The 21,563-nt window shown below is 73.5% G+C and carries 23 protein-coding genes, 1 other RNA gene and 1 pseudogene; 10 read left to right on the top strand and 15 right to left on the bottom strand.

From position 1 onward, the window contains the following. Nucleotides 1–47 precede the first annotated feature (47 nt). Together ACH9D2_RS17680 and ACH9D2_RS17675 are read left to right on the top strand one after the other, a co-directional pair. Entirely contained in the window at nt 48–647 is a 600-nt protein-coding gene (locus tag ACH9D2_RS17680) for a GDSL-type esterase/lipase family protein (protein ID WP_396364137.1), read from the top strand. Between the two features lie 136 nt (nt 648–783). Further along, nucleotides 784–858 (top strand): 50S ribosomal protein bL37, encoded by a 75-nt coding sequence (locus ACH9D2_RS17675; protein WP_396364136.1) that lies wholly within the window; start codon nt 784–786, stop codon nt 856–858. A 99-nt stretch (nt 859–957) separates the two neighbouring features. Here the strand turns inward: ACH9D2_RS17675 and rsrA are convergent, their stop codons facing one another. Both rsrA and ACH9D2_RS17665 read right to left on the bottom strand, forming a co-directional pair. Then, complete coding sequence (rsrA, locus tag ACH9D2_RS17670; RefSeq protein ID WP_396364135.1) at nt 958–1,224, bottom strand: mycothiol system anti-sigma-R factor; 267 nt, start codon at nt 1,222–1,224, stop codon at nt 958–960. A 2-nt stretch (nt 1,225–1,226) separates the two neighbouring features. Continuing rightward, nucleotides 1,227–1,895: a sigma-70 family RNA polymerase sigma factor gene (locus ACH9D2_RS17665; protein WP_396364134.1), complete on the bottom strand. Its 669-nt coding sequence runs from the start codon at nt 1,893–1,895 to the stop codon at nt 1,227–1,229. 308 nt (nt 1,896–2,203) lie between these two features. Here ACH9D2_RS17665 and ACH9D2_RS17660 point away from each other — a divergent pair, with 308 nt between their 5' ends. The 4 genes from ACH9D2_RS17660 to hisN all read left to right on the top strand — a co-directional run bounded on the left by ACH9D2_RS17660 (nt 2,204) and on the right by hisN (nt 6,103). After that, nucleotides 2,204–2,743 carry a DoxX family membrane protein gene (locus ACH9D2_RS17660; protein WP_396364133.1) on the top strand — a complete coding sequence of 180 codons (540 nt, stop codon included), beginning with the start codon at nt 2,204–2,206 and terminating at the stop codon, nt 2,741–2,743. A 17-nt stretch (nt 2,744–2,760) separates the two neighbouring features. Further along, a complete protein-coding gene (aroA, locus tag ACH9D2_RS17655; protein WP_396364132.1) occupies nt 2,761–4,137 on the top strand; it encodes a 3-phosphoshikimate 1-carboxyvinyltransferase in 1,377 nt (458 codons plus the stop codon). Continuing rightward, a complete protein-coding gene (gene rsgA / locus ACH9D2_RS17650; RefSeq protein ID WP_396364131.1) occupies nt 4,127–5,236 on the top strand; it encodes a ribosome small subunit-dependent GTPase A in 1,110 nt (369 codons plus the stop codon). The genes aroA and rsgA overlap by 11 nt, the downstream gene beginning before the upstream one ends. Before the next feature lie 69 nt (nt 5,237–5,305). Beyond that, entirely contained in the window at nt 5,306–6,103 is a 798-nt protein-coding gene (hisN, locus tag ACH9D2_RS17645; RefSeq protein ID WP_396364130.1) for a histidinol-phosphatase, read from the top strand. A 79-nt stretch (nt 6,104–6,182) separates the two neighbouring features. On the opposite strand, the gene ACH9D2_RS17640 is transcribed toward hisN, so the two are convergent. The 3 genes from ACH9D2_RS17640 to smpB form a co-directional block, all read right to left on the bottom strand. Then, a complete protein-coding gene (locus ACH9D2_RS17640) occupies nt 6,183–6,983 on the bottom strand; it encodes a DUF4190 domain-containing protein (RefSeq protein ID WP_396364129.1) in 801 nt (266 codons plus the stop codon). A gap of 177 nt (nt 6,984–7,160) precedes the next feature. Beyond that, nucleotides 7,161–7,555, bottom strand: a transfer-messenger RNA (tmRNA) gene (gene ssrA / locus ACH9D2_RS17635). 87 nt (nt 7,556–7,642) lie between these two features. Further along, entirely contained in the window at nt 7,643–8,119 is a 477-nt protein-coding gene (gene smpB, locus ACH9D2_RS17630; RefSeq protein ID WP_396364128.1) for an SsrA-binding protein SmpB, read from the bottom strand. A 178-nt stretch (nt 8,120–8,297) separates the two neighbouring features. On the opposite strand from smpB, the gene ACH9D2_RS17625 reads away from it, so the two are divergent. Next, on the top strand, nt 8,298–9,533 hold the full coding sequence (locus tag ACH9D2_RS17625; RefSeq protein WP_396364127.1) for a polysaccharide pyruvyl transferase family protein: 1,236 nt from the start codon (nt 8,298–8,300) through the stop codon (nt 9,531–9,533). 59 nt (nt 9,534–9,592) lie between these two features. Here the strand turns inward: ACH9D2_RS17625 and prfB are convergent, their stop codons facing one another. Then, nucleotides 9,593–10,714 (bottom strand): peptide chain release factor 2, encoded by a 1,122-nt coding sequence (prfB, locus tag ACH9D2_RS17620; protein ID WP_396364126.1) that lies wholly within the window; start codon nt 10,712–10,714, stop codon nt 9,593–9,595. Nucleotides 10,715–10,802: 88 nt separating this feature from the next. Here prfB and ACH9D2_RS17615 point away from each other — a divergent pair, with 88 nt between their 5' ends. Then, entirely contained in the window at nt 10,803–11,969 is a 1,167-nt protein-coding gene (locus ACH9D2_RS17615; RefSeq protein WP_396364125.1) for a sugar phosphate nucleotidyltransferase, read from the top strand. Nucleotides 11,970–12,081: 112 nt separating this feature from the next. Here the strand turns inward: ACH9D2_RS17615 and ACH9D2_RS17610 are convergent, their stop codons facing one another. The 7 genes and pseudogenes from ACH9D2_RS17610 to ACH9D2_RS17580 form a co-directional block, all read right to left on the bottom strand. After that, entirely contained in the window at nt 12,082–12,555 is a 474-nt protein-coding gene (locus ACH9D2_RS17610; protein ID WP_396364124.1) for a pilus assembly protein TadG-related protein, read from the bottom strand. Then, a complete protein-coding gene (locus ACH9D2_RS17605) occupies nt 12,552–13,013 on the bottom strand; it encodes a hypothetical protein (RefSeq protein WP_396364123.1) in 462 nt (153 codons plus the stop codon). Before ACH9D2_RS17605 ends, ACH9D2_RS17610 begins: the two co-directional genes overlap by 4 nt. A gap of 28 nt (nt 13,014–13,041) precedes the next feature. Then, nucleotides 13,042–13,449, bottom strand: a complete 408-nt coding sequence (locus ACH9D2_RS17600) for a TadE/TadG family type IV pilus assembly protein (RefSeq protein ID WP_396364122.1) — start codon at nt 13,447–13,449, stop codon at nt 13,042–13,044. Between the two features lie 2 nt (nt 13,450–13,451). Then, nucleotides 13,452–13,676, bottom strand: coding sequence for a hypothetical protein (locus ACH9D2_RS17595; RefSeq protein ID WP_396364121.1), 225 nt, complete (start codon nt 13,674–13,676; stop codon nt 13,452–13,454). A gap of 53 nt (nt 13,677–13,729) precedes the next feature. Beyond that, nucleotides 13,730–14,674 (bottom strand): type II secretion system F family protein, encoded by a 945-nt coding sequence (locus tag ACH9D2_RS17590; RefSeq protein WP_396364120.1) that lies wholly within the window; start codon nt 14,672–14,674, stop codon nt 13,730–13,732. Next, nucleotides 14,671–15,527, bottom strand: a pseudogene (locus ACH9D2_RS17585) (type II secretion system F family protein). The gene ACH9D2_RS17590 and the pseudogene ACH9D2_RS17585 overlap by 4 nt, the downstream one beginning before the upstream one ends. Further along, nucleotides 15,524–16,786 carry an ATPase, T2SS/T4P/T4SS family gene (locus ACH9D2_RS17580; protein WP_396364119.1) on the bottom strand — a complete coding sequence of 421 codons (1,263 nt, stop codon included), beginning with the start codon at nt 16,784–16,786 and terminating at the stop codon, nt 15,524–15,526. Before ACH9D2_RS17580 ends, ACH9D2_RS17585 begins: the two are co-directional and overlap by 4 nt. Nucleotides 16,787–17,160: 374 nt before the next feature. Between ACH9D2_RS17580 and ACH9D2_RS17575 the strand changes: the two genes are divergently transcribed. Continuing rightward, nucleotides 17,161–18,108: a glycerophosphodiester phosphodiesterase gene (locus ACH9D2_RS17575; protein ID WP_396364118.1), complete on the top strand. Its 948-nt coding sequence runs from the start codon at nt 17,161–17,163 to the stop codon at nt 18,106–18,108. 30 nt (nt 18,109–18,138) lie between these two features. Here the strand turns inward: ACH9D2_RS17575 and ACH9D2_RS17570 are convergent, their stop codons facing one another. Together ACH9D2_RS17570 and ACH9D2_RS17565 are read right to left on the bottom strand one after the other, a co-directional pair. Continuing rightward, nucleotides 18,139–18,555, bottom strand: a complete 417-nt coding sequence (locus tag ACH9D2_RS17570) for a DUF2304 domain-containing protein (protein WP_396364116.1) — start codon at nt 18,553–18,555, stop codon at nt 18,139–18,141. Between the two features lie 40 nt (nt 18,556–18,595). Continuing rightward, complete coding sequence (locus tag ACH9D2_RS17565) at nt 18,596–19,261, bottom strand: glycosyltransferase family 2 protein (protein ID WP_396364115.1); 666 nt, start codon at nt 19,259–19,261, stop codon at nt 18,596–18,598. Between the two features lie 143 nt (nt 19,262–19,404). Here ACH9D2_RS17565 and ACH9D2_RS17560 point away from each other — a divergent pair, with 143 nt between their 5' ends. Beyond that, the gene (locus ACH9D2_RS17560) at nt 19,405–21,477 is read left to right on the top strand and encodes a DUF6541 family protein (protein ID WP_396364113.1); all 2,073 of its coding nucleotides are present in this window, start codon (nt 19,405–19,407) and stop codon (nt 21,475–21,477) included. Nucleotides 21,478–21,563: the final 86 nt, after the last annotated feature.

The raw sequence follows: 21,563 nt of genomic DNA, 5'->3' as shown, positions 1-21,563 counted from the left end.
CGCCGCTCGTCCCCCAGACAACCCGCACCCCGACCAGAAAGAACGACGTGGAGCAACGAAGGATCAGAATTGTCGCAGTCGGTGACGAGCTGCTGGCCGGCGAGGGCGACCCCCGGGGCCTCGGCTGGTTCGGGCGGGTCATGGCCCGGACCCCGCACCACGTGGTCCCCGTGTCGGCCTACAACCTGGCGGCGCCCGCGGAGGGCAGCGAGTCGCTCAACGAGCGCTGGTTCGAGGAGGCGGCCCGCCGCTTCTCCCCGGGCCACGACAACCGCCTGGTCATCGCGCCCTCCACCCTGGACATCGACCTGTCCATCACGAGTGCGCGGTCCCGGCTGAACATGGCGAACATCATCGACACCGCCTCGCAGCACAACGTGCGGGTCCTCGTCGTCGGCCCCCCGCCCACGATGGACGCCGAGCGCAATCGCCGGATCGCGGACCTCTCGGCCGCCTACGCGGACGTGACGACCCGGCGCAACCACGTCTACGTGGACACGTTCAACCCCCTGCAGCACCACGAGCAGTGGCGCAAGGACCTCGCGGCCAACCACGGCCACCCGGGACAGGCCGGCTACGGGCTGATGGCGTGGCTCGTGCTGCACCGCGGCTGGTACGACTGGCTGGACCTGCCCGAGCCCCAGTGAGCCCCGCCCGTCCCGCGTGTGAGAGAATGGCGGGCAGTGCCTCGTCCGGCCGCCGCTGACATCACCAGACCACGCGGGAACGGACGCCGACACCCACGATCCGCCGCGGACGACCGCGGACAGACAGGAGGCTCGCATGAGCAAGCGCGGACGCAAGCGCAAGGACCGCCGCAAGAGCGGCGCCAACCACGGCAAGCGCCCCAACGCCTGAGGTCCCCCCGGACCCCGGCGACGCCGTGACGGAAGGGCCCCGGACCGCCTCAGCGGTCCNCCGGGGCCCTTCCGTGCGCCCGGCTCCGGGGCGCCGTGCTCAGGCGGCCGGGGGGTCCTGGCGCTGCCCGTGCAGCCGGGCGAGGATGGAGACCCGCAGATCGGCGGGCGCGGTCTCCGCGCACGACCGCCGGACCACGGAGCGGATCACGCGCTCCAGGTCGTACTCGCGGGCGCACTCCCGGCACTCGAGGAGGTGGCCGTGGATCTCGTCGAGGTCGTCCGCCGGGAGCACCCCGTCGAGGTACTCGTAGATCAGGCGGATCCTCTCGTCGGTGCAGCCTCCGAGGCTCTCGCAGTCGGCCATGTCTACTTGTCCTTTTCCTTCTTCTTGTCGCCGGTCACCCTGGACGTGTCGAAGCCGCGCTCGCCGGCGTAGTCGGCGAGCTTCTCGCGCAGCAGCTTCCGCCCGCGGTGCAGGCGGGACATCACCGTCCCGATCGGCGTGTCCATGATCTCGGAGATCTCCTTGTACGCGAAGCCCTCCACGTCGGAGAAGTACACCGCGAGCCGGAACTCCTCGGGCAGCTCCTGCAGGGCGCGCTTGACGTCGCTGTCCGGCAGGTGGTCCAGGGCCTCGACCTCCGCGGAGCGCAACCCCGAGGACGTGTGGGACTCGGCGCGGTGCAGCTGCCAGTCCTCGACCGTGTCGGTGTTCGCCTGCAGCGGCTCCCGCTGCCGCTTGCGGTAGAGGTTGATGTACGTGTTCGTGAGGATGCGGTACAGCCACGCCTTGAGGTTCGTGCCGGGCCGGTACTGGTGGAACGCCGAGAAGGCCTTGGTGTAGGCCTCCTGGACCAGGTCCTCCGCGTCGGCCGGATTGCGAGCCATGCGCAGGGCGGCGGCGTAGAGCTGGTCCACGTACTCCATGGCGTCCTGCTCGAAGCGCGCCTTCCGGGCCTCGGGACTCTCGGTCTCGACGTCGACGGGCGGCTCGGTGCGCTCGGGGGCGGGCCCCTGCTGGTTCTGCTCGTTCATCACGGACCAGTCTACGGGGACGTGCGCACGGGCCGGGGCCGGCTCGAGAACGCTCGTGGGGGCAGTGATGGCTGCTCCTCTCCCCCGGCCGTGCGGGTCCGCTCGCTGACTGTCGTGGTGGCCGGCCCCTGTGGGCCGCTCGCTGTCCTGCACAACGGGAGACACCGCCACGCCTATTCCCGCCGTAGTGCCCGCCTGCTCGCGCCATGCCCGGTCCCCGTGGCTAGGATGGGACGAGCGGCGCCGTCCGCCGAACCAGACCCGCCCGACACAGCCCCGCGGTACCGTCCGCCGCCGAGGAGGAACCCATGAGCATCGTCCGTCGCATCGCCCGCCCGCTGCTGGCCACCGGTTACGTCGCCAACGGGGTGGAGAGCTTCCGCACCTCGTCCAGCGCCGCCCAGCACCTCGCCCCCGCCGTGTCCGCGGTCACGAAGGCGTTCCCGCAGGCCGGCCCGGCGCTCCAGAACCACGCGGTGGTGGCCCAGGGCCTCGCCGCCGCCCAGGTCGGCGCGGCTGTGCTCTTCGGCCTCGGCCGGCTGCCCCGCCTCTCCGCGGGCGTCCTCGTGACCACCACGGCCCTCAACGCCTACGCCGACTACCGCGCCGCCGAGGCGAGCACCGCGGAGCAGAAGGCCGCCCGCCGTTCCACCGCGTTCAAGAACGCCTCGCTCGTGGGCGCGGTCATGCTCGCCGCCGTGGACACCGAGGGCAGCCCGTCCCTGCTGTGGCGCGCCGAGCACCTGGCCGGGGACGTCCGCAAGAACGCCTCCAAGCTGGGCAAGGACACCCAGAAGCAGGTCGCCAAGGCCGAGAAGGCCCTCCAGCACGCCGTCAAGCAGGGCTAGGCCACGGTCCCCCTGTCGTGAAGTCGTCGGAGTCCTCCGCCCCCGTGACCCACCCCGACGCCGCGGAGCCGGTCCCGCAGCACGAGCTGTGGCCGGCTCCGTACGTCGGCGCCCGTCCCGTCGTCGCCGAGCTGACGGTGCCGGGCTCGAAGTCCCTCACCAACCGGTACCTGCTGCTGGCCGCCCTCGCGGACGGTCCGTGCCGGTTGCGCTCGCCCCTGCACTCCCGGGACTCCCGGCTCATGGTCGAGGCCCTGCGCACCCTGGGCGCCGGCGTCGAGGAGGTGCAGGGGGACGGCGGCTTCGGTCCCGACCTGCTCGTCGAGCCCGCCCCGTGGGACGCCACGGAGCCGGTCGTGGTCGACTGCGGTCTGGCCGGGACCGTGATGCGCTTCGTGCCGGCCGTCGCCGCCCTCGCACGGCGCGCCGTCACCTTCGACGGCGACCCGGGCGCCCGGGTGCGCCCCATGGGACCGGTGATCGACGCCCTGCGCGGTCTGGGCCTGCGCGTCGAGGACGACGGCCGGGGCCGGCTGCCCTTCACCGTGCACGGCACCGGCGGCGTGCGCGGCGGGGAGCTGGAGATCGACGCCACCGGCTCGAGCCAGTTCGTCTCCGCCCTGCTGCTCGCCGGTGCCCACTTCGACCGCGGGCTCGTGCTGCGCCACCGCGGCGCGGACGGGCGCGGCGTGCCGTCCATGCCGCACGTCGAGATGACCGTCGAGGTCCTGCGCGGCCTCGGGGTCTCCGTGGACGACTCCGTGCCCGACGAGTGGCGGGTGGCCCCCGGGCCGGTGCGGGCCTTCGACGTGACCATCGAGCAGGACCTCTCCAACGCGGGACCCTTCCTGGCCGCCGCCGTGGTGACCGGCGGACGGGTCTCGGTGCCGCGCTGGCCCACCCGCACCACCCAGGGCGGCGACCACTGGAAGCACATCCTCCCGGCCTTCGGCGCGGCGGTGGAGCTCGCGGACGGGACCTTCACCGTCACGGGCCCGGCCACCGTGTCCGGGGTCGACCTCGACCTCGGCGCCGCCGGGGAGCTCGCGCCCGCCGTCGCGGCCGTGTGCGCGGTCGCCGGCACGCCCTCGCGGCTGCGCGGCATCGCGCACCTGCGCGGCCACGAGACCGACCGGCTCGCGGCGCTGGTCACCGAGATCAACCGGCTCGGCGGCGACGCCGAGGAGACCGAGGACGGACTGGTCATCCGGCCGGCGCCCCTGCACGGGGGCACGTTCCACAGCTACGAGGACCACCGCATGGCCACCGCCGGCGCCGTGATCGGCCTCGTGGTCCCGGACGTCCGGGTCGAGAACATCGCGACCACCGCCAAGACCCTGCCCGAGTTCCCGCGGCTGTGGGCGGAGCTCACGGGCACGAGCCGTGACGCGTAGGGACTCCGTCCGGCGCGACTGGGACGAGTCGGACGTCCGCGTCCGCCCCAGCAAGTCCGGCTCCCGCCCGCGCACCAAGGAGCGCCCGGCGCACGAGGACGCCGTCACCGGCCGCATCGTCACCGTGGACCGCGGCCGCTACACCGCGATCCTCGAGGAGGACACGCCCCGGGAGCGGCTGGTCGTGGCGGTGCGCGCCCGGGAGCTGCGCCGCCGGCCCGTGGTCGCCGGGGACCTCGTGGGCCTCGTCGGGGACGTCAGCGGCGCCCCGGACTCGCTGGCCCGCCTCGTGCGGATCGAGGAGCGCTCCACCGTCCTGCGGCGCAGCGCGGACGACGACGACCCGGTCGAGCGGGTCGTCGTCGCCAACGCCGACCAGCTCGTGGTCGTCGTGGCCGCCGCCAACCCCGAGCCCCGCACGGGTTTCATCGACCGCTCCCTCGTGGCCGCCTACGACGCCGGCATCGAGCCTCTGCTGTGCATCACCAAGAGCGACCTGCGGGACCCCGCCGAGCTGATCTCGCACTACACCGCGCTCGAGCTGCCCGTGCTCGTCTCGGGCCCCGCCCAGGACGTCCCGGCCGACGACGACGGGTCCACACTGCCCCTCGACCCCGAGCTCGTCGAGGCCCTGCGCGAGCGGCTCGACGGTCGCGTCTCGGTGCTGCTCGGGCACTCCGGCGTGGGCAAGTCCACCCTCGTCAACGCCCTCACGGGTGCCGACCGGGCCACCGGCGGGGTGAACGCGGTGACCGGCCGCGGCCGGCACACGTCGTCGTCGGCCCTGGCCCTGAAGGTCGAGGACGCCTCCCCCGGATCCTGGATCATCGACACCCCGGGCATCCGCTCGTTCGGCCTGGCGCACGTGGACCACGACCGGATCGTGGAGTCCTTCGACGAGCTCGCCGAGGCCATCGCCGAGTGCCCCAAGGGCTGCCGGCACACGGACACCTCCCCCGGCTGCGCCCTGGACGCCTGGGTGGCGCAGGGCCGCGCCGGGGACGCGGGCGAGTCCCGGCTGGTCTCCCTGCGCCGCCTGCTCGGGGCCGGGGAGCGCCCCGGGGAGTCCCGAGAGGACAAGGAGCTCGGCGTCCAGTGACGCTCCGGGCCGCCTGGCGGCCACCCTCGTCCGACCAGGCTCGGGACCGGTTCGGGGTAGGTTGGTCCAATGCGCAGCCCCAGCAACTACACCGACGACCTCCGCCTCGCCCACATCCTGGCCGACGCCGTGGACCGCCTGACCATGCGCCGGTTCAAGGCCCAGGACCTCGCGGTGGAGACCAAGCCCGACCTCACCCCCGTGACCGACGCCGACCGTGAGGCCGAGCAGCTCATCCGCGCCCAGCTGGGGCGCACGCGCAACCGGGACGCGGTGATCGGCGAGGAGTACGGGGCCACCGGCAGCGGCGCCCGGCAGTGGGTCGTGGACCCCATCGACGGCACCAAGAACTTCGTGCGCGGCGTACCGGTGTGGGCCACCCTGATCGCCCTCGTCGACGAGGGCCGGCCCGTGGTCGGCGTGGTCTCCGCACCGGCGCTCGGCCGCCGCTGGTGGGCGGCGTCCGGCACCGGCGCCTTCACCGGCAAGTCCCTGGCCAACGCCCAGCGCATCCACGTCTCCCAGGTCGGGCGGCTGTCCGACGCCTCGCTGTCCTACTCCTCGCTCACCGGGTGGCGGGACCGCGGCGTGCGCGACCGCTTCCTGGAGCTCACCGACGAGGTCTGGCGGACCCGGGCCTACGGCGACTTCTGGTCCTACTGCCTCCTCGCCGAGGGCGCCGTGGACATCGCCTGCGAGCCCGAGCTCAGCCTGCACGACATGGCCGCGCTCGTGCCCGTGGTCGAGGAGGCCGGCGGCCGGTTCACCTCCCTCGAGGGCGAGCCCGGTCCCTTCGGCGGCAACGCGCTGGCCACCAACGGACTGCTCCACGACGAGGTGCTGGGGATGCTCGGCACCGGCTCCTGACGCCGGACGGACGACGACGGAGGGCCCGCACCGGTCGGTGCGGGCCCTCCGTGCGCGCCGTGCCCGTCCGGGCCGGCACTCACCGCGGGGTCGTGCCGAGACCCATCTGCTCGTTGATGCACTGCTCGAGCGCCACCTGGTCCTCGGCGTACTGGCCGCAGGCCGAGACGATCTCCCCGACGAACGCGATCTCCGCGAAGAAGAACACCACGCTGGCCAGGATGCCCAGGGCACAGAGCACGATGCCCACGATCGGCAGGGCCTTGGAGGCGCCGGGCGTCCTGCCCAGCTTGCGCACCGCCACGATGCCCAGGACCAGACCCACGATGCCCGGGATCAGGCCCAGCCCGAGGATCCAGGACGCCAGCAGCGCCAGGATGCCGAGGACCAGCGAGGCGATCCCCAGCCCCTTGCCGGCAGGACTCTGGGCACCGCCGTAGCCGCCCATGTCGTACTGGCCCTGATAGCCCTGCTGACCCTGGTAGCCCTGACCGCCGTACTGGCCCTGGTTGTAGGACCCCTGGCCGTACGGGCCCTGGTTGTAGGAGCCCTGGCCGTACTGGCCCTGGTCGTACTGGCTCTGGTAGCCCTGCTGCCCCTGGCCGTACTGGCTTTGGTTGTAGGAGTCCTGGCCGTACTGACCCTGGTCGTACTGACCCTGGCCGTACTGGCTCTGGTAGCCCTGCTGCCCCTGGCCGTACTGCGGGGCGGAGTACTGGTCGCCGGGGGCTCCCTGGCCGTAGCGCGGCGGCTCGTAGGAGGGGCCGGAGGGTGCTCCCTCGACGCGCTGACCGTACTCGGGCGGGTCCTGGCGGCCGGAGCTCGACGACCCGCCGGCACCGGTGCCGCTCTGGTCTGGCGTGTTGTCGTTCTGGCTCATGGCGTTGCCCTTTCGGTCGTCGGCGGTACGGCACCAGCTTGTCACACGGCCCGCCGGGAGGGCCCCTTTCCCCCACCGGGCACGGCCCGGGCCGGGACCGGGACGGAGACGTCCGGAACGAGAGTCCGGGCACGAAAAAACCGGGGAGCGCCTCGCAGCGCTCCCCGGTCAGGGATCTCGTGGAGATGGGGGGAATTGAACCCCCGTCCGATGCAGCTTTGTCAGGGCTTCTCCGGGTGCAGTCTGCTTGACGTCTTCTCAGTCCCGGCCCTCGTGCAGACACGTGGCCGACGGACTCAGTCGCGAAAGTGTTCTCCAGACGCCCGCGACGAACGGCTGGAGCAGTGGCCTTCTAGCTGATGCCAGGCCCCGGGTCGAAGGCGAACCCGGGCTGACAGTCACATCAGTGGTCTAGTGGCACTTACGCCGCGAGGGCGAAGGTGCTCTTGGACGCGGTGACGTTGCTCTTGGAATTGGCAACTATTGTTTTACAGAGAGCGTTTACGAGATAACTCTGCGTCCTCGACCCGCTTCCCCTGTCTCAACTCACATCGTCGAAACCGATCATCCCCATATTCGTTTGTCAAGCATCCCGCCTCAGCGGGACAACCTAGTCTACCGCGCGGTACGCGCCGTCCGCAAGCACCGGGGCGGGTCGCTCAGCCCAGGTTCTTGTAGCGCATGGCCCGCTGGGCCTCGCGGTTGTCCTGCTGCTCCCGCAGGGTCTGGCGCTTGTCGTACTCCCGCTTGCCCTTGGCCACGGCGATCTCCACCTTGGCCCGCTTCCCGTCCACGAAGTAGAGGGACAGCGGCACGATCGTGAAGCCGGACTCCCGCGTCTTCTGCTGGATCTTGTCCATCTCGCTGCGGTGCAGGAGCAGCTTCCGGCGGCGGCGGGCGGAGTGGTTGGTCCACGAGCCCTGCAGGTACTCGGGGATGTGGACGCCCTCGAGCCAGAGCTCCCCGTCGGTGAACTGGCAGAACCCGTCCACGAGCGAGGCGCGCCCCATGCGCAGGGACTTCACCTCGGTGCCCATGAGCGAGAGCCCGGCCTCGTAGGTGTCGAGGATGTGGTAGTCGTGCCGGGCCTTCTTGTTGTTGGCGACGACCTGGCGACCGGTGTCCTTCTTGGCCATGGGCCTCCTCCCTGAGAACGGTGCGGACGGGGATCGGCCGCGCACCGGGGCACGCGGCAGGTCCTCCATCCTACGCCACGGCGCCCGCGCGGGACCGACGGCCGGCGGCCGGACCCGGCGGACCCGGCGCGAGTGCGTCGCCCCAGGTCACCGCGCCTGCACCCGGTAGGCTGGGCGGATGCTGGACTCAGCCCCCACCGAACGCCCGCCCGTCGCGGACGTCCTGTACCTCGTCGGCACGAGCGGTCACCCGAACTTCGGCGACGAGTTCATCGCCGCCTCGTGGCTGCGCTTCCTCGCCCGCGCCCGGCCCGGCGCCGAGGTGTGGCTCGACTGCCCGAACCCGGGGCTGGCGTCCCACCTGTTCGCGGGCCTGCACCCGCGGCTGCGGACCACCGACACCCTGTGGCGGCTCGCCTTCGAGACGACGGGGATGGACCCGGCCGAGGCGGACGCCCACGTGGACCGGGTGGTGACGCACCTGGGGTCCCCGCGCTACGACCTCGGCCTGCTCGGCGCCCGCCGGGCCGGCTCGGTCCACTTCATCGGCGGCGGGTACCTGAACTCCATCTGGCCGCACCACGCGCGCCTGCTGCGCGCGGCGCTGCGGCTGCGCGAGGTCTCCGGCGCACGGCTCGTGGCCACCGGGCTGGGCCTGACCCCGGCCGCCGACGCCGAGGGCCTGCGCGCCGCGCTCGGAGCCTTCGACCACGCCACGGTCCGCGACGCCCCCAGCGCCCAGCTCTGCCGGGCCGACCGCGCCCCCGACGACGCCTTCCTCGGTCTCCCGGACCTCGCGGGCTTCACCGGCGCCCCGGCCGAGGGCGACGCCGAGGGGGACGTGTGGGTGTGCCTGCAGAGCGACATGTCCGAGCCCGGGGTCCTCGACGACGCCGTCGCCGCAGTGCGGGCCGCGCTGACGGGCCCGGCGCTGGCCGGCCGGACCGTGCGCTACCTCGAGGCGATCCCCGGCGCGGACCGAGCGGCCTTCGACCGGCTCGCCGACCTCGTCCCCGAGGAGAGCTTCGTGCCCTTCACCCGGGTCTGGCAGGAGGGCTTCCCGGCGCGCCCGGGCCAGACGTGGCTCACCTCCCGGTTCCACTTCCACCTGCTCGCCGCCGCGTGCGGCGCGGAGGGCACCGCGCTGGAGGTCAGCCCGGACTACTACCGCGTCAAGCACCAGTCCCTGCTCGAGGCCGGAACGGGCTGGTCCGTCACGCCGACCGGCAGCACGGAACCGGCCCCACCGGCGCGGTCCCCCTCCTTCCCCGCCACGGCCGCGCGGCTGCACCGCGCGAAGCTGCGGGAGGCGGAGGAGCTGTACCCGGCGGTCGAGCTCCCCGAGGACGGCCCTGCGGGACCGGGGTCCCGCGCCCTGCCGGCGCGGACGGTCGCGCGCTTCCTGCGCCGCTGAGCGCGAGGCCCCGGCCGGTCGCGGGACCGGCCGGGGTCCGTGCGGGGACCGCCGGGAGCTCAGGCGTCGGCCGGGGCGTGGCGCTGGTCGGCGCGCCAGCGGATGCCGGCGTCGACGAAGCCGTCGATCGCGCCGTCGAAGACGGCGGAGGGGTTGCCCTCCTCGTGGTTGGTCCGCAGGTCCTTGACCATCTGGTACGGGTTCAGCACGTAGGAGCGCATCTGGTCGCCCCAGGACGCCTTGACGTCCCCGGCCAGCTCCTTCTTCTTGGCGCTCTCCTCCTCCTGGCGCTGCAGGAGGAGCCGCGACTGGAGCACGCGCAGCGCGGCGGCGCGGTTCTGGATCTGGGACTTCTCGTTCTGCATGGACACGACGATGCCCGTGGGGATGTGGGTCATCCGCACCGCGGAGTCCGTGGTGTTCACGGACTGCCCGCCGGGGCCCGAGGAGCGGAAGACGTCCACCTTGATCTCGGACTCGGGGATCTCGATCGAGTCGTCCTGCTCGATGAGCGGGATGACCTCCACGGCCGCGAACGAGGTCTGGCGCCGGCCCTGGTTGTCGAACGGGGAGATGCGCACGAGCCGGTGGGTGCCGGCCTCCACGGACAGGGTGCCGAAGGCGTAGGGGGCCTTGACCTCGAAGGTCGCGGACTTCAGTCCGGCCTCCTCCGCGTAGGAGGTGTCGAGGACGGTGGTCGGGTAGCCGTGGCGCTCGGCCCAGCGCAGGTACATGCGCATCAGCATCTCGGCGAAGTCGGCGGCGTCCACGCCGCCGGCACCGGAGCGGATGGTCACCACGGCCTCGCGCTCGTCGTACTCGCCCGAGAGCAGGGTCTGGACCTCGAGCCGGGAGAGCGCCTTCTTCACCGCGGCGAGCTCCTCCACGGCGAGCTCCAGGGTCTCGGCGTCGTCCTCCTCGGCGGCCAGCTGCACCATGACCTCGATGTCGTCGATGCGGCCGCCCAGTTTCTCGAGCCGCTCGAGGTCGGACTGCTTGTGGGAGAGCTTGGAGGTGATCTTCTGCGCCGCGGCCTGGTCGTCCCAGAGGTCCGGGGCGGTCGCCTGCTGCGAGAGCTCGGCGATGTCCCGCTTGATGGCGTCGACGTCGCTCACGGCCTCGATGGACGCGAACGTGGAACGGAGGGCGGAGATCTCTGCCGGGAAGTCAAGGGAGGCCATGGAAGCCAAGATTATCCCATGGGGGCAAATCACCCCGGCCCCGCCCGCTCCCGCTCTGGCAGGATGGGGCCGAGAGAGAGGAAGCACGATGCGCATCCCCCGCACGCTGGCCCTGATCCTCGCCGGCGGGAAGGGCTCCCGCCTCGGCGCCCTGACCGAGAAGAAGGTCAAGCCCGCCCTGCCCGTGGCCGGCACCTACCGGCTCATCGACGTCGCCCTGTCCAACCTCGTGCACTCCCACATCTCCGACGTGTGGGTCGTGGAGCAGTTCCTGCCGCACAGCCTCAACCAGCACCTGGCCAACGGGCGCCCCTGGGACCTGGACCGCACCCACGGCGGCCTCCAGGTGCTGCCCCCGTACGAGGGGACCGAGGGCGAGGGCGGCTTCGCCGAGGGCAACGCGGACTCCCTCTACCGGCAGAAGGACCTGATCCGCGACTTCGCCCCGGACCTGGTCCTGGTGCTCAGCGCCGACCACCTCTACACGCTGAACTTCCTCGACGTGATCGACACCCACCTCGCGCGCGACGCCGACCTGACCGTCGTCACCACGCTCGTCGACGAGGACCCCTCCCGCTACGGCGTGGTGCAGACCGACGACGACGGGCGCGTCACCGGCTTCGACTACAAACCGGACGAGCCCCGGGGGCGGCTGGTCGCCGGCGAGATGTTCCTCTACGACGCGGACCGGCTGCTGGAGGCCCTGGACGTCCTGCACGAGCAGGAGGGCCGGCTCGAGGACTACGGCAACGACCTGGTCCCATGGTTCGTGGCGCACCGCACGGTGGTGGAGCACCGCCTGGACGGCTACTGGATGGACATGGGCACCCTGCAGTCCTACTGGACCGCCCACCTGCAGATGCTCGACGGCGACGGCGTCACCCTGGACGACCCCGGCTGGCCGATCCTCTCGGCCCAGCCGCAGCGGGTGCCCGCCCGGATCGCCGGCAGCGCCGAGCTGCGCGGGTCCATGGTCGCCGCGGGCGCGATCGTGCGCGGCGCCGTGGAGCACTCCGTGCTCGGGCCCGGCGTCGTCGTCGAGGAGGGCGCCACGGTGCGCGGCTCCGTGCTGCTGGACGGCGTCCGGGTGGGGGCCGGGGTGACCCTCGAGAACGTCGTGGCCGACATGGGCGCCGACATCTCCGGCGGCAGCCGCCGCGGCTCCGAGAAGGGCGTGACGCTGATCGACGAGGACGGGAAGGTGCGCACCACGGAGGAGTTCGACCGCTCCGCCGTCCTCCCGGCCGGCTACTGACCGCCCCCTGCCACCGCACCCTCTGCCGCCGAACTCACCGGTTCCGCCCGAGATCCGGCCATTTCTTCGGGCATCTCGGGCGGAACCGGTGAGTTCGGCGCTGGGATCGCTGCTATCGGCCCAGTTGCGCGCGGGCCTCGCTCGTGGCGGTGATCGGGATGCCGTCGGGCACCAGGAGGTTGACCACCGGCGGGTGCACGACGGCGGACAGCGTCACCTCCGCGGTCCGGCCGTCCGGGCTCCCGGTGGGTGCGGCCAGGGCCAGGCCCGGGGTGTCGTTCCAAGCCCGGACCGTGCCGAGGTAGGCGGCCGCGGCCCCCGCCACGGCGTCGTCGTCCAGGACCGTCGCCGGCGGGGCGCCGCCCTCCCCCGGGCGCAGCGCCACGAACGTGTCGGCCGCGGCGAGCGCGGCGTTGTCCGCCAGCACCTGCAGCTTGCGCTCCCCCACGTAGACCGCGGTGACGCCCATGACCACGACCGTCAGCAGGAGCAGCACGACCGCAAAGCCGATGACCAGGATCGTGACCTGGCCGTCGTCCCGGTCGTCGTGCTGCCGTACGTCCGGGCCGGCGGGCCGCCTGCTCATCCGTACCGCCCCACCACGACCGTGGCCGAGGACGTCAGCACGGCGACGTCCAGGTCCGTGAACCCGGGCACCAGCGGCAGCGGGACCTCCAGGGTGGTGTGCACCGTGGCCACCGCGCCGGGCGCCGCGCAGGCGCCGTCGGAGCACTCGAGCCGGACCGCCAGCCGGTCGGGGGCGAATCCGTGGTCCGTGGCCGCCAGCTGCGCCGCCGCCGTCAGCCCGGCGTCCGAGAGCTCCCCGGGCTCGGCCCGGGCCAGCACCTGGGAGGCCTGCTGCGCGGCGGCCACGACCGCGAAGGCCCCGGCCTGGACCTGGGCCACCGCGAGCACGAAGTAGACCACGGGGACGAGCAGCAGCGTGCCCAGCGCGACGAACTCCACGACCGCGCTGCCCTCGTCACCGTTCGCCGGCCTCACGGGCCCGGCGGGCACCTCGGTCGCACGGGCCTCCTCGGTCACACGGGCCTCCTCGGTCGTCTCGGTCGTCTCAGTCGTCGAGGACGGCATGGCCGCGCACTTCCAGGGAGTCGGGCGGGCCGAACAGCGCGACCACCGGCAACGGCGAGACCACCCTGACCTCCAAGGTCCGCAGCTCACCCACCGTCACGGGGGTCGCGACGACGTCCTGGGCGTACCGGGGCCCGAGGGCGCCGGAGACGATCCGGCGGGTCCGGTCGACCCCGTCCTCGGGCGAGCGGTCAGCCAGGGTGCCGTACCGGGCGCCGGCCGCGGCGGCGTCGACGAGGGTGTTGCGCACATGCAGGGCCAGGGCGAGCTGCAGCGTGGCCGCGAAGATCATCGCCACGAGGCCGGCCACCATCACGTACTCGACCACCGCGCTCCCCCGGTCCGCCTCCCGGGGCCCGGCGTCCGGCCGGGCGCGGTTCCCGCCCATGCTCAGTTCTGGCTCACGCGGGCCATCGCGTCCTGGAAGAGCCCCTCCAGGGCCGGCTGAGCCACCAGGAGCAGACCGGCCACGAGCACCGCGGACATCAGGGTCAGCATCACCCAGCCGGGGACGTCCCCGCGGTCGGGCTCGTCGGCGCGGAGCCGGCCGCGCAGTGCGGACAGCGCGAGGGGGAGGACGCCGAGCAGGGCGGCGAGCCGGTGGAGGTGTGTCATGAGGGGTGTCCTTTCCTGGTGGGCGGCCCGTGTCCGGCCGCCCGGATGAGAGGTCAGAAGCCGAGCTCGAGAACGGCGAGACCGGGGTACACGGCGAACACGACCGTCAGCGGCAGCACGAAGAACACCAGGGGGACCATCATGGCGATCTCCTTGCGCCCGGCGGCCTCCATCAGCTCGCGCTTGTCGTTGTCCCGCACGTCCTGAGCCTGGGCCCGGAGCACGTCGGCAAGGGGCGTGCCGCGTTCGATGGCCACGACGATGCCGTCCACGAACCGCCCGATCGGGGCCACCGGCGTGCGCGCGGAGAAGTCCTGGAGGGCGTGCACGAGCCCGGCACCGGACCGGGTCTGGGCGAGCACCGCGCGGAACTCCGCGGTGAGCTCGCCCTCCGCGACCCGGCACACCCGCTCGAGCGAACCCACCGCGCTCTCCCCCGCGCCGACCGACAGCGCCATCAGCTCGGCCACGGCGGGGAACTCGGCCAGCATCAGGGCCTCACGGACCCGGATCCGCCGGCTCAGCAGGTGTCCGCGCAGCAGGTACCCGGCGGCCGTCGTGGAACCCACGGCCAGCAGCACTCCCCCGGGACCCGTGCCCCAGCGAGCCGCACCGGCCACGCCGAGCAGGACGCCGGCCAGCAGACCCCCGGTGGCGAACAGGAGCTGCTCTGCGCGGAAGTCCGCCACCGTGGTGGTGGCCCCTGCGCGGACCAGCCGTCTCTCCAGGGCCGCCGACGGGACGGCGTGCCGGAACACGCGGTGGACCAGAGCTCGCACGAGCGGGTCCAGTCCCGCCGGGGACCGGCCCAGGGCCCGGGCCGAACGGTGGCCGGGGCGGGCGAGCAGCGCCGACTCGACCTCCACCGAGCGCAGCTGCGGGGAGATCCGGGTCGCGAAGGACGGTCCGCCGGTCACCCGGGTCCCGGTGAGCACCAGCCACAGCCCGGCGGCGTGCACCAGACCGAGGAGCACCAGCAGCGCGGGGGAGGCACTCACCGCAGCACCCGGGCGGGCTCGGGCAGGGCCCCGATCCGCAGCATCAGGCGGTAGGCGGTCACGGACACGAGCAGCCCGCCGATCAGGACGAGGGCACCGGCCGGGGTGTCGTAGGCCCGGATCGCGGCGGGCTGGGTGGCCATCAGTGCCAGCACGATCCACGGTGCGGCCACCGCCAGGCGGGCGGCGTTGACCGTCCAGGACTGGCGGGCCTCCAGCTCCCCCCGGGTGCGGGCGTTCTCCCGCAGGAACTCCGACAGCGTCCCGAGGAGCCGTCCGAGGTCGGTCCCGCCGACCTCCCGGGTCACCCGCAGGGCCTCGACGATGTTGTCGGCCACGGGGTCGGCCAGCCGGTCCTTGAGCAGGGTGAGCGCCCCTGCAGCTGCCCCGAGGCCCGGTAGTCGGCGGCGAACCGGGCGAAGGCCGGGCGCACCGGCTCCGGCCCGCGGTACTGCAGCTGGATCAGCGCCTCGGGCAGGGACATCCCGGCCCGGATCGCCGAGCGCAGGTGGTCGACGACGTCGGGCCACACCTCGCGCAGGGCGGCCGCCCTGCTCCGGGCCCGGTGCTGGACCACCGCCACGGGGACCCAGGCCCCCAGGACGGCGGCGCACAGGCCGAGGACGGCCGCACCCGTGACCGCGGCGACGAGCAGTCCGCCCACTGTCCCGGCCACCGCGCAGGCGGCCAGCAGGCCCGCCGGACCGACCCGGGCCAGGTCCGCGCGCAGGAGCAGCTCGCGCAGCCGGCCGGGAGGCCGCGAGCCGACCGGTCGCGGCGCGTCCTCGGCCCAGCAGGACCACCAGAGCAGGAAGACACCCGCCCCCAGCAGCACGCCCAGCGCCGCGCTCACCGCACAGCTCCGAGCGGGCCGTCCTCGGCCAGCAGCTCGCTGACCCGGTGCCCGGCCCGCTCGAACTTCCACGCCGCCGGTGCCTCGGCGGCCACCGCGAGCAGAGCGCCGTCGACCTCGGCGAACACGGGGTACGTCTCGATCACGCCGTTCTCGACCCGGTTGCCGATCGCGAGGATCTCGCTCACCCGGCGCCGACAGTGCCCGTCGCGGTGGCAGTGCACCACGAGGTCAAAGCAGGAGGCCACCGTGGGCACCACGAATCCGGTGCTGATGTTCTCCCCGGCCAGCAGCGGCAGGGTGCAGATCTTGGTCACGGCGTCCCGGGCCGAGTTCGCGTGCAGGCTGCACATCCCCGGCAGGCCACTGTTGAGCGCGATGAGCATGTCCAGGCTCTCCGCCTCCCGCACCTCCCCGACCACGAGCCGGTCCGGGCGCATCCGCAGCGCCTCCTTCACGAGCCGGCGCAGCGGGATCTCGCCCGTGCCCTCCAGGTTGGGCTGGCGGCACTGCATCCCCACGACGTCGCGCAGCGGGACCTGCAGCTCGAAGATCTCCTCGACCGTCACCACTCGCTCCCGGGGACCGATCGAGGCGCAGAGACAATTGAGCAACGTGGTCTTGCCGGCCTGCGTGGCACCCGAGACGAGGATGTTGAGCCCGCTGGCGACGGCCGCGTCGAGGAAGCGCGCCGCGCGCGGCGGCAGCGAGCCCAGCTCCACGAGGTCGTCCATCCGCCGGGCCCGGGCCACGAACTTGCGGATGTTCACGGCCCAGTGCCGGCGCGTCACGTCCGGGATCACCACGTGCAGCCGGGACCCGTCCGGCAGCGCCGCGTCCACGAACGGGGAGGACAGGTCCAGTCGGCGCCCCGAGGACTTGAGCATGCGCTCCACGAGGTTGCGGATCTGCGCCTCGGTCAGCACCAGGCTCGTCAGCTCGGACTCCCCGCCACGGGCGGCGTAGACCTCCGCCGGGCCGTTGATCCAGATCTCCTCGATCCGTGGGTCGTCGAGCAGCGGCTGCAGCGGGCCGAACCCGGCGACCAGGTCCAGCAGCACCCGCCGGGCGGCGTCCAGGTCGGCCAGGGCCGGCAGCACCCCGCGCGCCGAGCGCTGGTCGTAGTCGCGCACCGCGGCGTCCACCAGCTCCCGGGTCCGCTCCAGCTCCAGCACCGGGTCCAGGCCCCGGCGCCGGATCAGCTCGCGCACCTCGGCCTCGACGAGCCCGAGCGCGTCCTCGGAGAGCAGTGCCGTCATCCGTCCCCCTGCGCGTTGCCCGGCGCGGGACCCGCGCCGGGGACGCTCCCCCCGGAGCGCATGCACAGGAACATAGGCCAGTCCGCCGTCGTCCCCACACTCCCGTCCCGGCCTCCTGTGGACAGCCGTCGCTGACCTGCGACGTTGTTCCCGTACGGAAACACATGGTCTGTCACAGGATGCGGGCGCATGAAACCTGCGCCGCGGCGCCGCTCCGCTCCGTCCGAACCGTCCTCGCGGGCGTGCCCGCGGTGTCGGCGTGCGCACGGTGCCGCCGGGCCGTAGTGTGAGCGGGCGAACACGCTCCCCACCGCGCGTCCGTCCCACGGCACCGCCCGCGGTGCGGACGCCGCCGCCGAACGCGAGGACCGCCCGTGACCCATGTGACCCCTCAGCAGGACGGCACGCGCCCCGATGTCCCCGCGCGGGCCCGGGCGCTGCTGCGCGCGGCCGTCCCGTTCGCCGGAAACCTGCTCACGAGCGGGGTCGGCGCGGCGCTCGGCCGGCACCTGGAGGTCCCGTCCCCGGGTCCGAGGGCTCTCGCGCCCCGGGGCTGGCCGGCCGCCTTCGCCCACCGGGGCGGCGCCGCGGTCGCGCCGGAGAACACCCTCGAGGCGTTCCGGGCGGCCGAGGCCCTCGGAGACGTGGTGCTGGAGCTCGACGTGCAGGCCTCCGCCGACGGCGCGGCCGTGCTGATGCACGACCTCACGGTGGACCGCACCACGGACGGGACCGGAGCCGTGGCGCTGATGTCCGTCGCGGAGTTGCGGCGCCTGGACGCCGGGCACGCATTCACCCCCGACGGCAGGACGTTCCCGTGGCGGGGGCGCGGGGTGCACGTCCCCACGCTCGCGGAGGTCTATGAGGCGTTCCCCGAGCACCGCGTGGCGATCGAGCTCAAGGGCAACCGCCCCGGGGCCGAGGAGATCGTCTGGCGGACCATCCAGGCGGCGGGCGCCCAGGGGCGCACGCTCGTCGCGACGAACCGCACGGCCTCCATCCGGCGCTTCCGCCAGGTCTCGGGCGGAGCGGTGCCCACGGCGGCCGCCCTCACGGAGTTCGCGGCCTTCCGGCTGCTGTGCCTCCTGAGCCGGCACGGCCACTACACGTTCCCGTTCCAGGGCCTGCAGCCGCCCGACACCTTCCTGGGGCTGCGGGTGCTCACGCCCCGGCTCCTGCGGGCCGCCCAGCAGGCGGGTCTCCGGGTCGACGTGTGGACGATCGACCGGGAGGACGACATGCGACGTCTGCTGGAGTGGGGCGTGGACGGCGTCATGACCGACCGGCCGGACCTGCTCTCCCGGGTGCTCCGCGAGGTCTGAGCCGGGAGGCCTGAGCGCTGCCGGGAGCAGTCAGCCGGCGGGGCGCTCCGCCGGGGAGGTCTCCGCGAAGGAGCGCACCGAGGCCCGCTCGGCGTGGGCCGGGGCCGGGGCCCACGGCCGCTCCGCCTCGGTCACGGCGATGTGCCGGGCGAGCCGGGTCACGTTGACCTCCTGCTGGCGGTTGCGCAGCGCGGAAGTGGCCTGGGTGATCATGAAGACCACCACGAAGCCGTACAGGACGAGGTCCGTGCCGCGCCCGATCCCGAAGAACTGGGCGACGCCGGTGAGCAGGTCGGGGAAGAAGATGGACAGCGCCGCGAAGACGAAGAACGCGAGGCCCACCACCCGGCGGATCGCCTGGTGCTTGGCGTTGGCCCCGCCGCGGATCAGGGCGAGCGCGCCGTAGCCCACGGCCAGGACCAGCAGGATCTGGACGGCGTAGATCATCGGACGGCTCTTCCCTTCGACGGTGCGGACTGGGTGCGGACTACTTGACGAACAGCTCGGCGAGGATGTTCACGCCGTTGAGCAGCGACTGCCCCTTGGACTTCGAGTAGTCCGTGTAGATGATCTCGACCGGGTGCTCGACCCAGCGGGGCCGGATGTCGGCGAGCTGGTTGACGATCTCGGAGGCGTGCGCCATCCGGTTCTGGGTCAGCCGGATCCGGGACAGGGTGCCCCGGTCGATGGCGCGCAGCCCGTTGTGGGCGTCGGAGAGGTCCATGCCGGTGGACAGCTTCGAGAAGAACGCGGCGGTGCGCAGCACGATCCGCTTGAGCGGGGAGATCCGGGTCCGCCGGTCGAGGAAGCGGGAGCCGAGCACGACCTCGGCCTCTCCGGAGCGGATCCGCTCGACCATGTCCCACGCATCCGCCACGCGGTGCTGGCCGTCGGAGTCGAACGTGACCACGCAGTCCATCCCGGGGTCCTGCAGGGCGTACTCGAAGCCGGTCTGCAGCGCCGCGCCCTGCCCCAGGTTGATGGGGTGCTGGACGACGACGGCGCCGGCGTCGGCGCAGATCCGGGCCGAGTCGTCGGAGGATCCGTCGTCGACGCAGACGACGTGCGGGAAGGTCTTGCGGAGCTCCTTCAGCACCTCTCCCACGACGGCCGCCTCGTTGTACACGGGCATGACGATCCACGAACGACTCACCCGGACATTCTCGCACAGCGGGCCGGACCCGCCGGTCAGGACGGAGGCGGGGCCCGGGGCGGCCGCTATGATCGTGCCGACCCTTCCCCCCACCGTGAGGACGAGACCGTGCCCGCTGCCAGGCCGAGATCCGCAGGACCGACGTGCTGACGGACTGGTGGCCGCACCTCCCGGCGTTCCTGGTCCTGCTGGCGTTCCTGTGGCTGCCCGGGCTGGCCCTGCTGTGGGCCTTCGGGCAGCGCGGGGGCCGGACCCTGCTGACCGCACCGGCGTTCAGCGTCGCCGTCGTCGGGCTCACGGGGGTGGTCCTGGACCTGGTGGGCGTCCCCTACGGCGTCCTCTCCCAGGTGCTCGCCGCCCTGGTGCTGGCGGCGCTGGCGTGGCTGGTCGGTCGGCTGCTCCCCCGCGGCGGGCACGTGCCCGGCTCGCACCCCGCCGGTGCGGGCCCGCAGGATCCCGGGGCGCGCGGCGGCGACGGCCGCCGCTGGCTGTTCCCGGCGGGCGCGGCCGCAGGCCTGGCGATCGGAGCGGTCCTCCTGGTGCGCCGGCTGACGTCCGTGATCGGCGTCCCGGAGGCGATGGCCCAGCGCTGGGACAACATCTTCCACCTCAACGCCATCCGCTACGTCGTGGAGACCGGCAACGGCTCGACCCTGACCCTGAACCGGATGGTGAGCCCGGACAGCGCGATCGCCCTGTACCCCGCGGCGTGGCACCAGCTGGCGTCCCTCGTGGTGCCCCTCACCGGCGACAGCGTGTTCGTCGCCCACAACCTGACCCTGCTCGCGGTGGCGGGGCTCGTCTGGCCCGCCTCGTGCATCTTCCTGGCCCGCAGCCTGGTCGGGCCGTCCCCGGTGGCGGCCGTCCTCGCGGGCACCGCCGCCGCCGGCTTCAGCGTCTTCCCGCTGGGCCTGATGGCGTGGGGGCCGCTCTTCCCCAACATCCTCGCCCTGGCGATCGCCCCCGTGTCCCTCGGCCTGCTCGTGCGGCTGCTCGGCCCAGCGGTGACCGCGGACCGGACGGCGCGCACCCCGGACGCGGCCGGACGGGTGCGCCTGGCCGCGAGCCTGGTGGTCACCCTCGGCGCGCTGTTCGTCTCCCAGCCCAACGCGTTCCTGGCCCTGCTCGTGGTCGCGGTGCCCGTGGCGGCCACGGCGTGGTGGCTCGGCCTGCGGGCCGCCGCCGGCGCCCGGCGCCGCGGCCCCGCGCTCGTGCTCGTGGCGGTCGCCGCGGTCGCGGTCACCGCGTGGCTGCTCCTGTGGAACGTGCTGACCACGTCGTTCGTGTGGGAGCCGACCACCACCCTGGCGCGGGCGGCCGGGGAGGCCCTGCTCTTCGGCGCCAACGGCCGGGAGGACGTGCCCTGGGTCCTCGTGCTGCTCACCGGGGCGGGGATCTACGCCGCCGTCGCCCGGCGGAGACTGCGCTGGCTGGTGGTCGCCCACCTGGTCCTCGCCTACCTCTACGCCGTGGCCGCCGCGGGCGAGGAGAGCCCGGCCCGGCAGTGGCTCGTGGGCGGGTGGTACACCGACTCGTACCGCCTCGCGGCCACGCTCCCGCTGACGGCCGTGCCGCTCATCGCCCTCGGCGGCGCGCACGTGGTGGAGGGCCTGGCCCGCGGCCTCGAGGCCCTGGCCTCGTTCGCGGGCCGGCCCCGGGCCGGCCGCGCCGCCCTTCCCGTCGCGGCGGTCGTGGTACTGGCCCTCGCGGTGCCGTACTCCCAGGTCGAGTCCCTGACCCAGGCGACCCGGTGGGGCAAGCAGTACTACGCGTGGGAGGGCCCGGAGAGCATCGTCAGCCAGGACGAGTACGAGCTGCTGCAGCGCCTCGACGAGCTCACCGAGCCGGGGGACGTCATCGCCGTCAACCCGTGGAACGGGGGCTCCCTGGCCTACGCGGTCGCGGACCGGCCCGTGACGCAGTACCACGTCGAGGCGCCCGCCACCGAGCTGCGGGAGCTGGACCCGGACCTGCACGCGATCGCGACCGGGATCGGCGCCGCCACCCCGGACGGCCCGGCCTGCGCCGCCGCCGCGGAGCTGGACGTGGAGTGGGTCCTGGACTTCGGCACGCAGTTCATCATCCCCGAGGCCCGACAGGCCCGGGACTACGCGGGCATCAACGCCGTCGACCCGCAGGCCGCCCCCGGTCTCGCGCTGGCCGAGCGCGAGGGCGGGGCGGCGCTCTACGAGGTCGTCGGCTGCGACGCACCCTGAGATCCCGCGACGGCCACCGTCCCCGAGACGGACGACGGGACGCACGACGGGACGGACGACGGGCCGCCCGGCTCCCGGAGGAGCTG

This window comes from Kocuria rhizosphaericola (assembly GCF_044462205.1).
Lineage (GTDB): Bacteria > Actinomycetota > Actinomycetes > Actinomycetales > Micrococcaceae > Kocuria > Kocuria rhizosphaericola.
The sequence above is the reverse complement of the archived record's forward strand: the minus strand, read 5'-3'. Positions and strand labels throughout refer to the sequence as shown.

Excerpts from the sequence above, each read along its gene's own strand:
- rsrA (WP_396364135.1), bottom strand. The coding sequence starts at position 1,224 with ATGGCCGACTGCGAGAGCCTCGGAGGCTGCACCGACGAGAGGATCCGC.
- ACH9D2_RS17665 (WP_396364134.1), bottom strand. The coding sequence starts at position 1,895 with ATGAACGAGCAGAACCAGCAGGGGCCCGCCCCCGAGCGCACCGAGCCG.
- ACH9D2_RS17660 (WP_396364133.1), top strand. The coding sequence starts at position 2,204 with ATGAGCATCGTCCGTCGCATCGCCCGCCCGCTGCTGGCCACCGGTTAC.
- hisN (WP_396364130.1), top strand. The coding sequence starts at position 5,306 with ATGCGCAGCCCCAGCAACTACACCGACGACCTCCGCCTCGCCCACATC.
- ACH9D2_RS17640 (WP_396364129.1), bottom strand. The coding sequence starts at position 6,983 with ATGAGCCAGAACGACAACACGCCAGACCAGAGCGGCACCGGTGCCGGC.
- smpB (WP_396364128.1), bottom strand. The coding sequence starts at position 8,119 with ATGGCCAAGAAGGACACCGGTCGCCAGGTCGTCGCCAACAACAAGAAG.
- ACH9D2_RS17625 (WP_396364127.1), top strand. The coding sequence starts at position 8,298 with ATGCTGGACTCAGCCCCCACCGAACGCCCGCCCGTCGCGGACGTCCTG.
- prfB (WP_396364126.1), bottom strand. The coding sequence starts at position 10,714 with ATGGCCTCCCTTGACTTCCCGGCAGAGATCTCCGCCCTCCGTTCCACG.
- ACH9D2_RS17615 (WP_396364125.1), top strand. The coding sequence starts at position 10,803 with ATGCGCATCCCCCGCACGCTGGCCCTGATCCTCGCCGGCGGGAAGGGC.
- ACH9D2_RS17610 (WP_396364124.1), bottom strand. The coding sequence starts at position 12,555 with ATGAGCAGGCGGCCCGCCGGCCCGGACGTACGGCAGCACGACGACCGG.
- ACH9D2_RS17600 (WP_396364122.1), bottom strand. The coding sequence starts at position 13,449 with ATGGGCGGGAACCGCGCCCGGCCGGACGCCGGGCCCCGGGAGGCGGAC.
- ACH9D2_RS17595 (WP_396364121.1), bottom strand. The coding sequence starts at position 13,676 with ATGACACACCTCCACCGGCTCGCCGCCCTGCTCGGCGTCCTCCCCCTC.
- ACH9D2_RS17580 (WP_396364119.1), bottom strand. The coding sequence starts at position 16,786 with ATGACGGCACTGCTCTCCGAGGACGCGCTCGGGCTCGTCGAGGCCGAG.
- ACH9D2_RS17570 (WP_396364116.1), bottom strand. The coding sequence starts at position 18,555 with ATGATCTACGCCGTCCAGATCCTGCTGGTCCTGGCCGTGGGCTACGGC.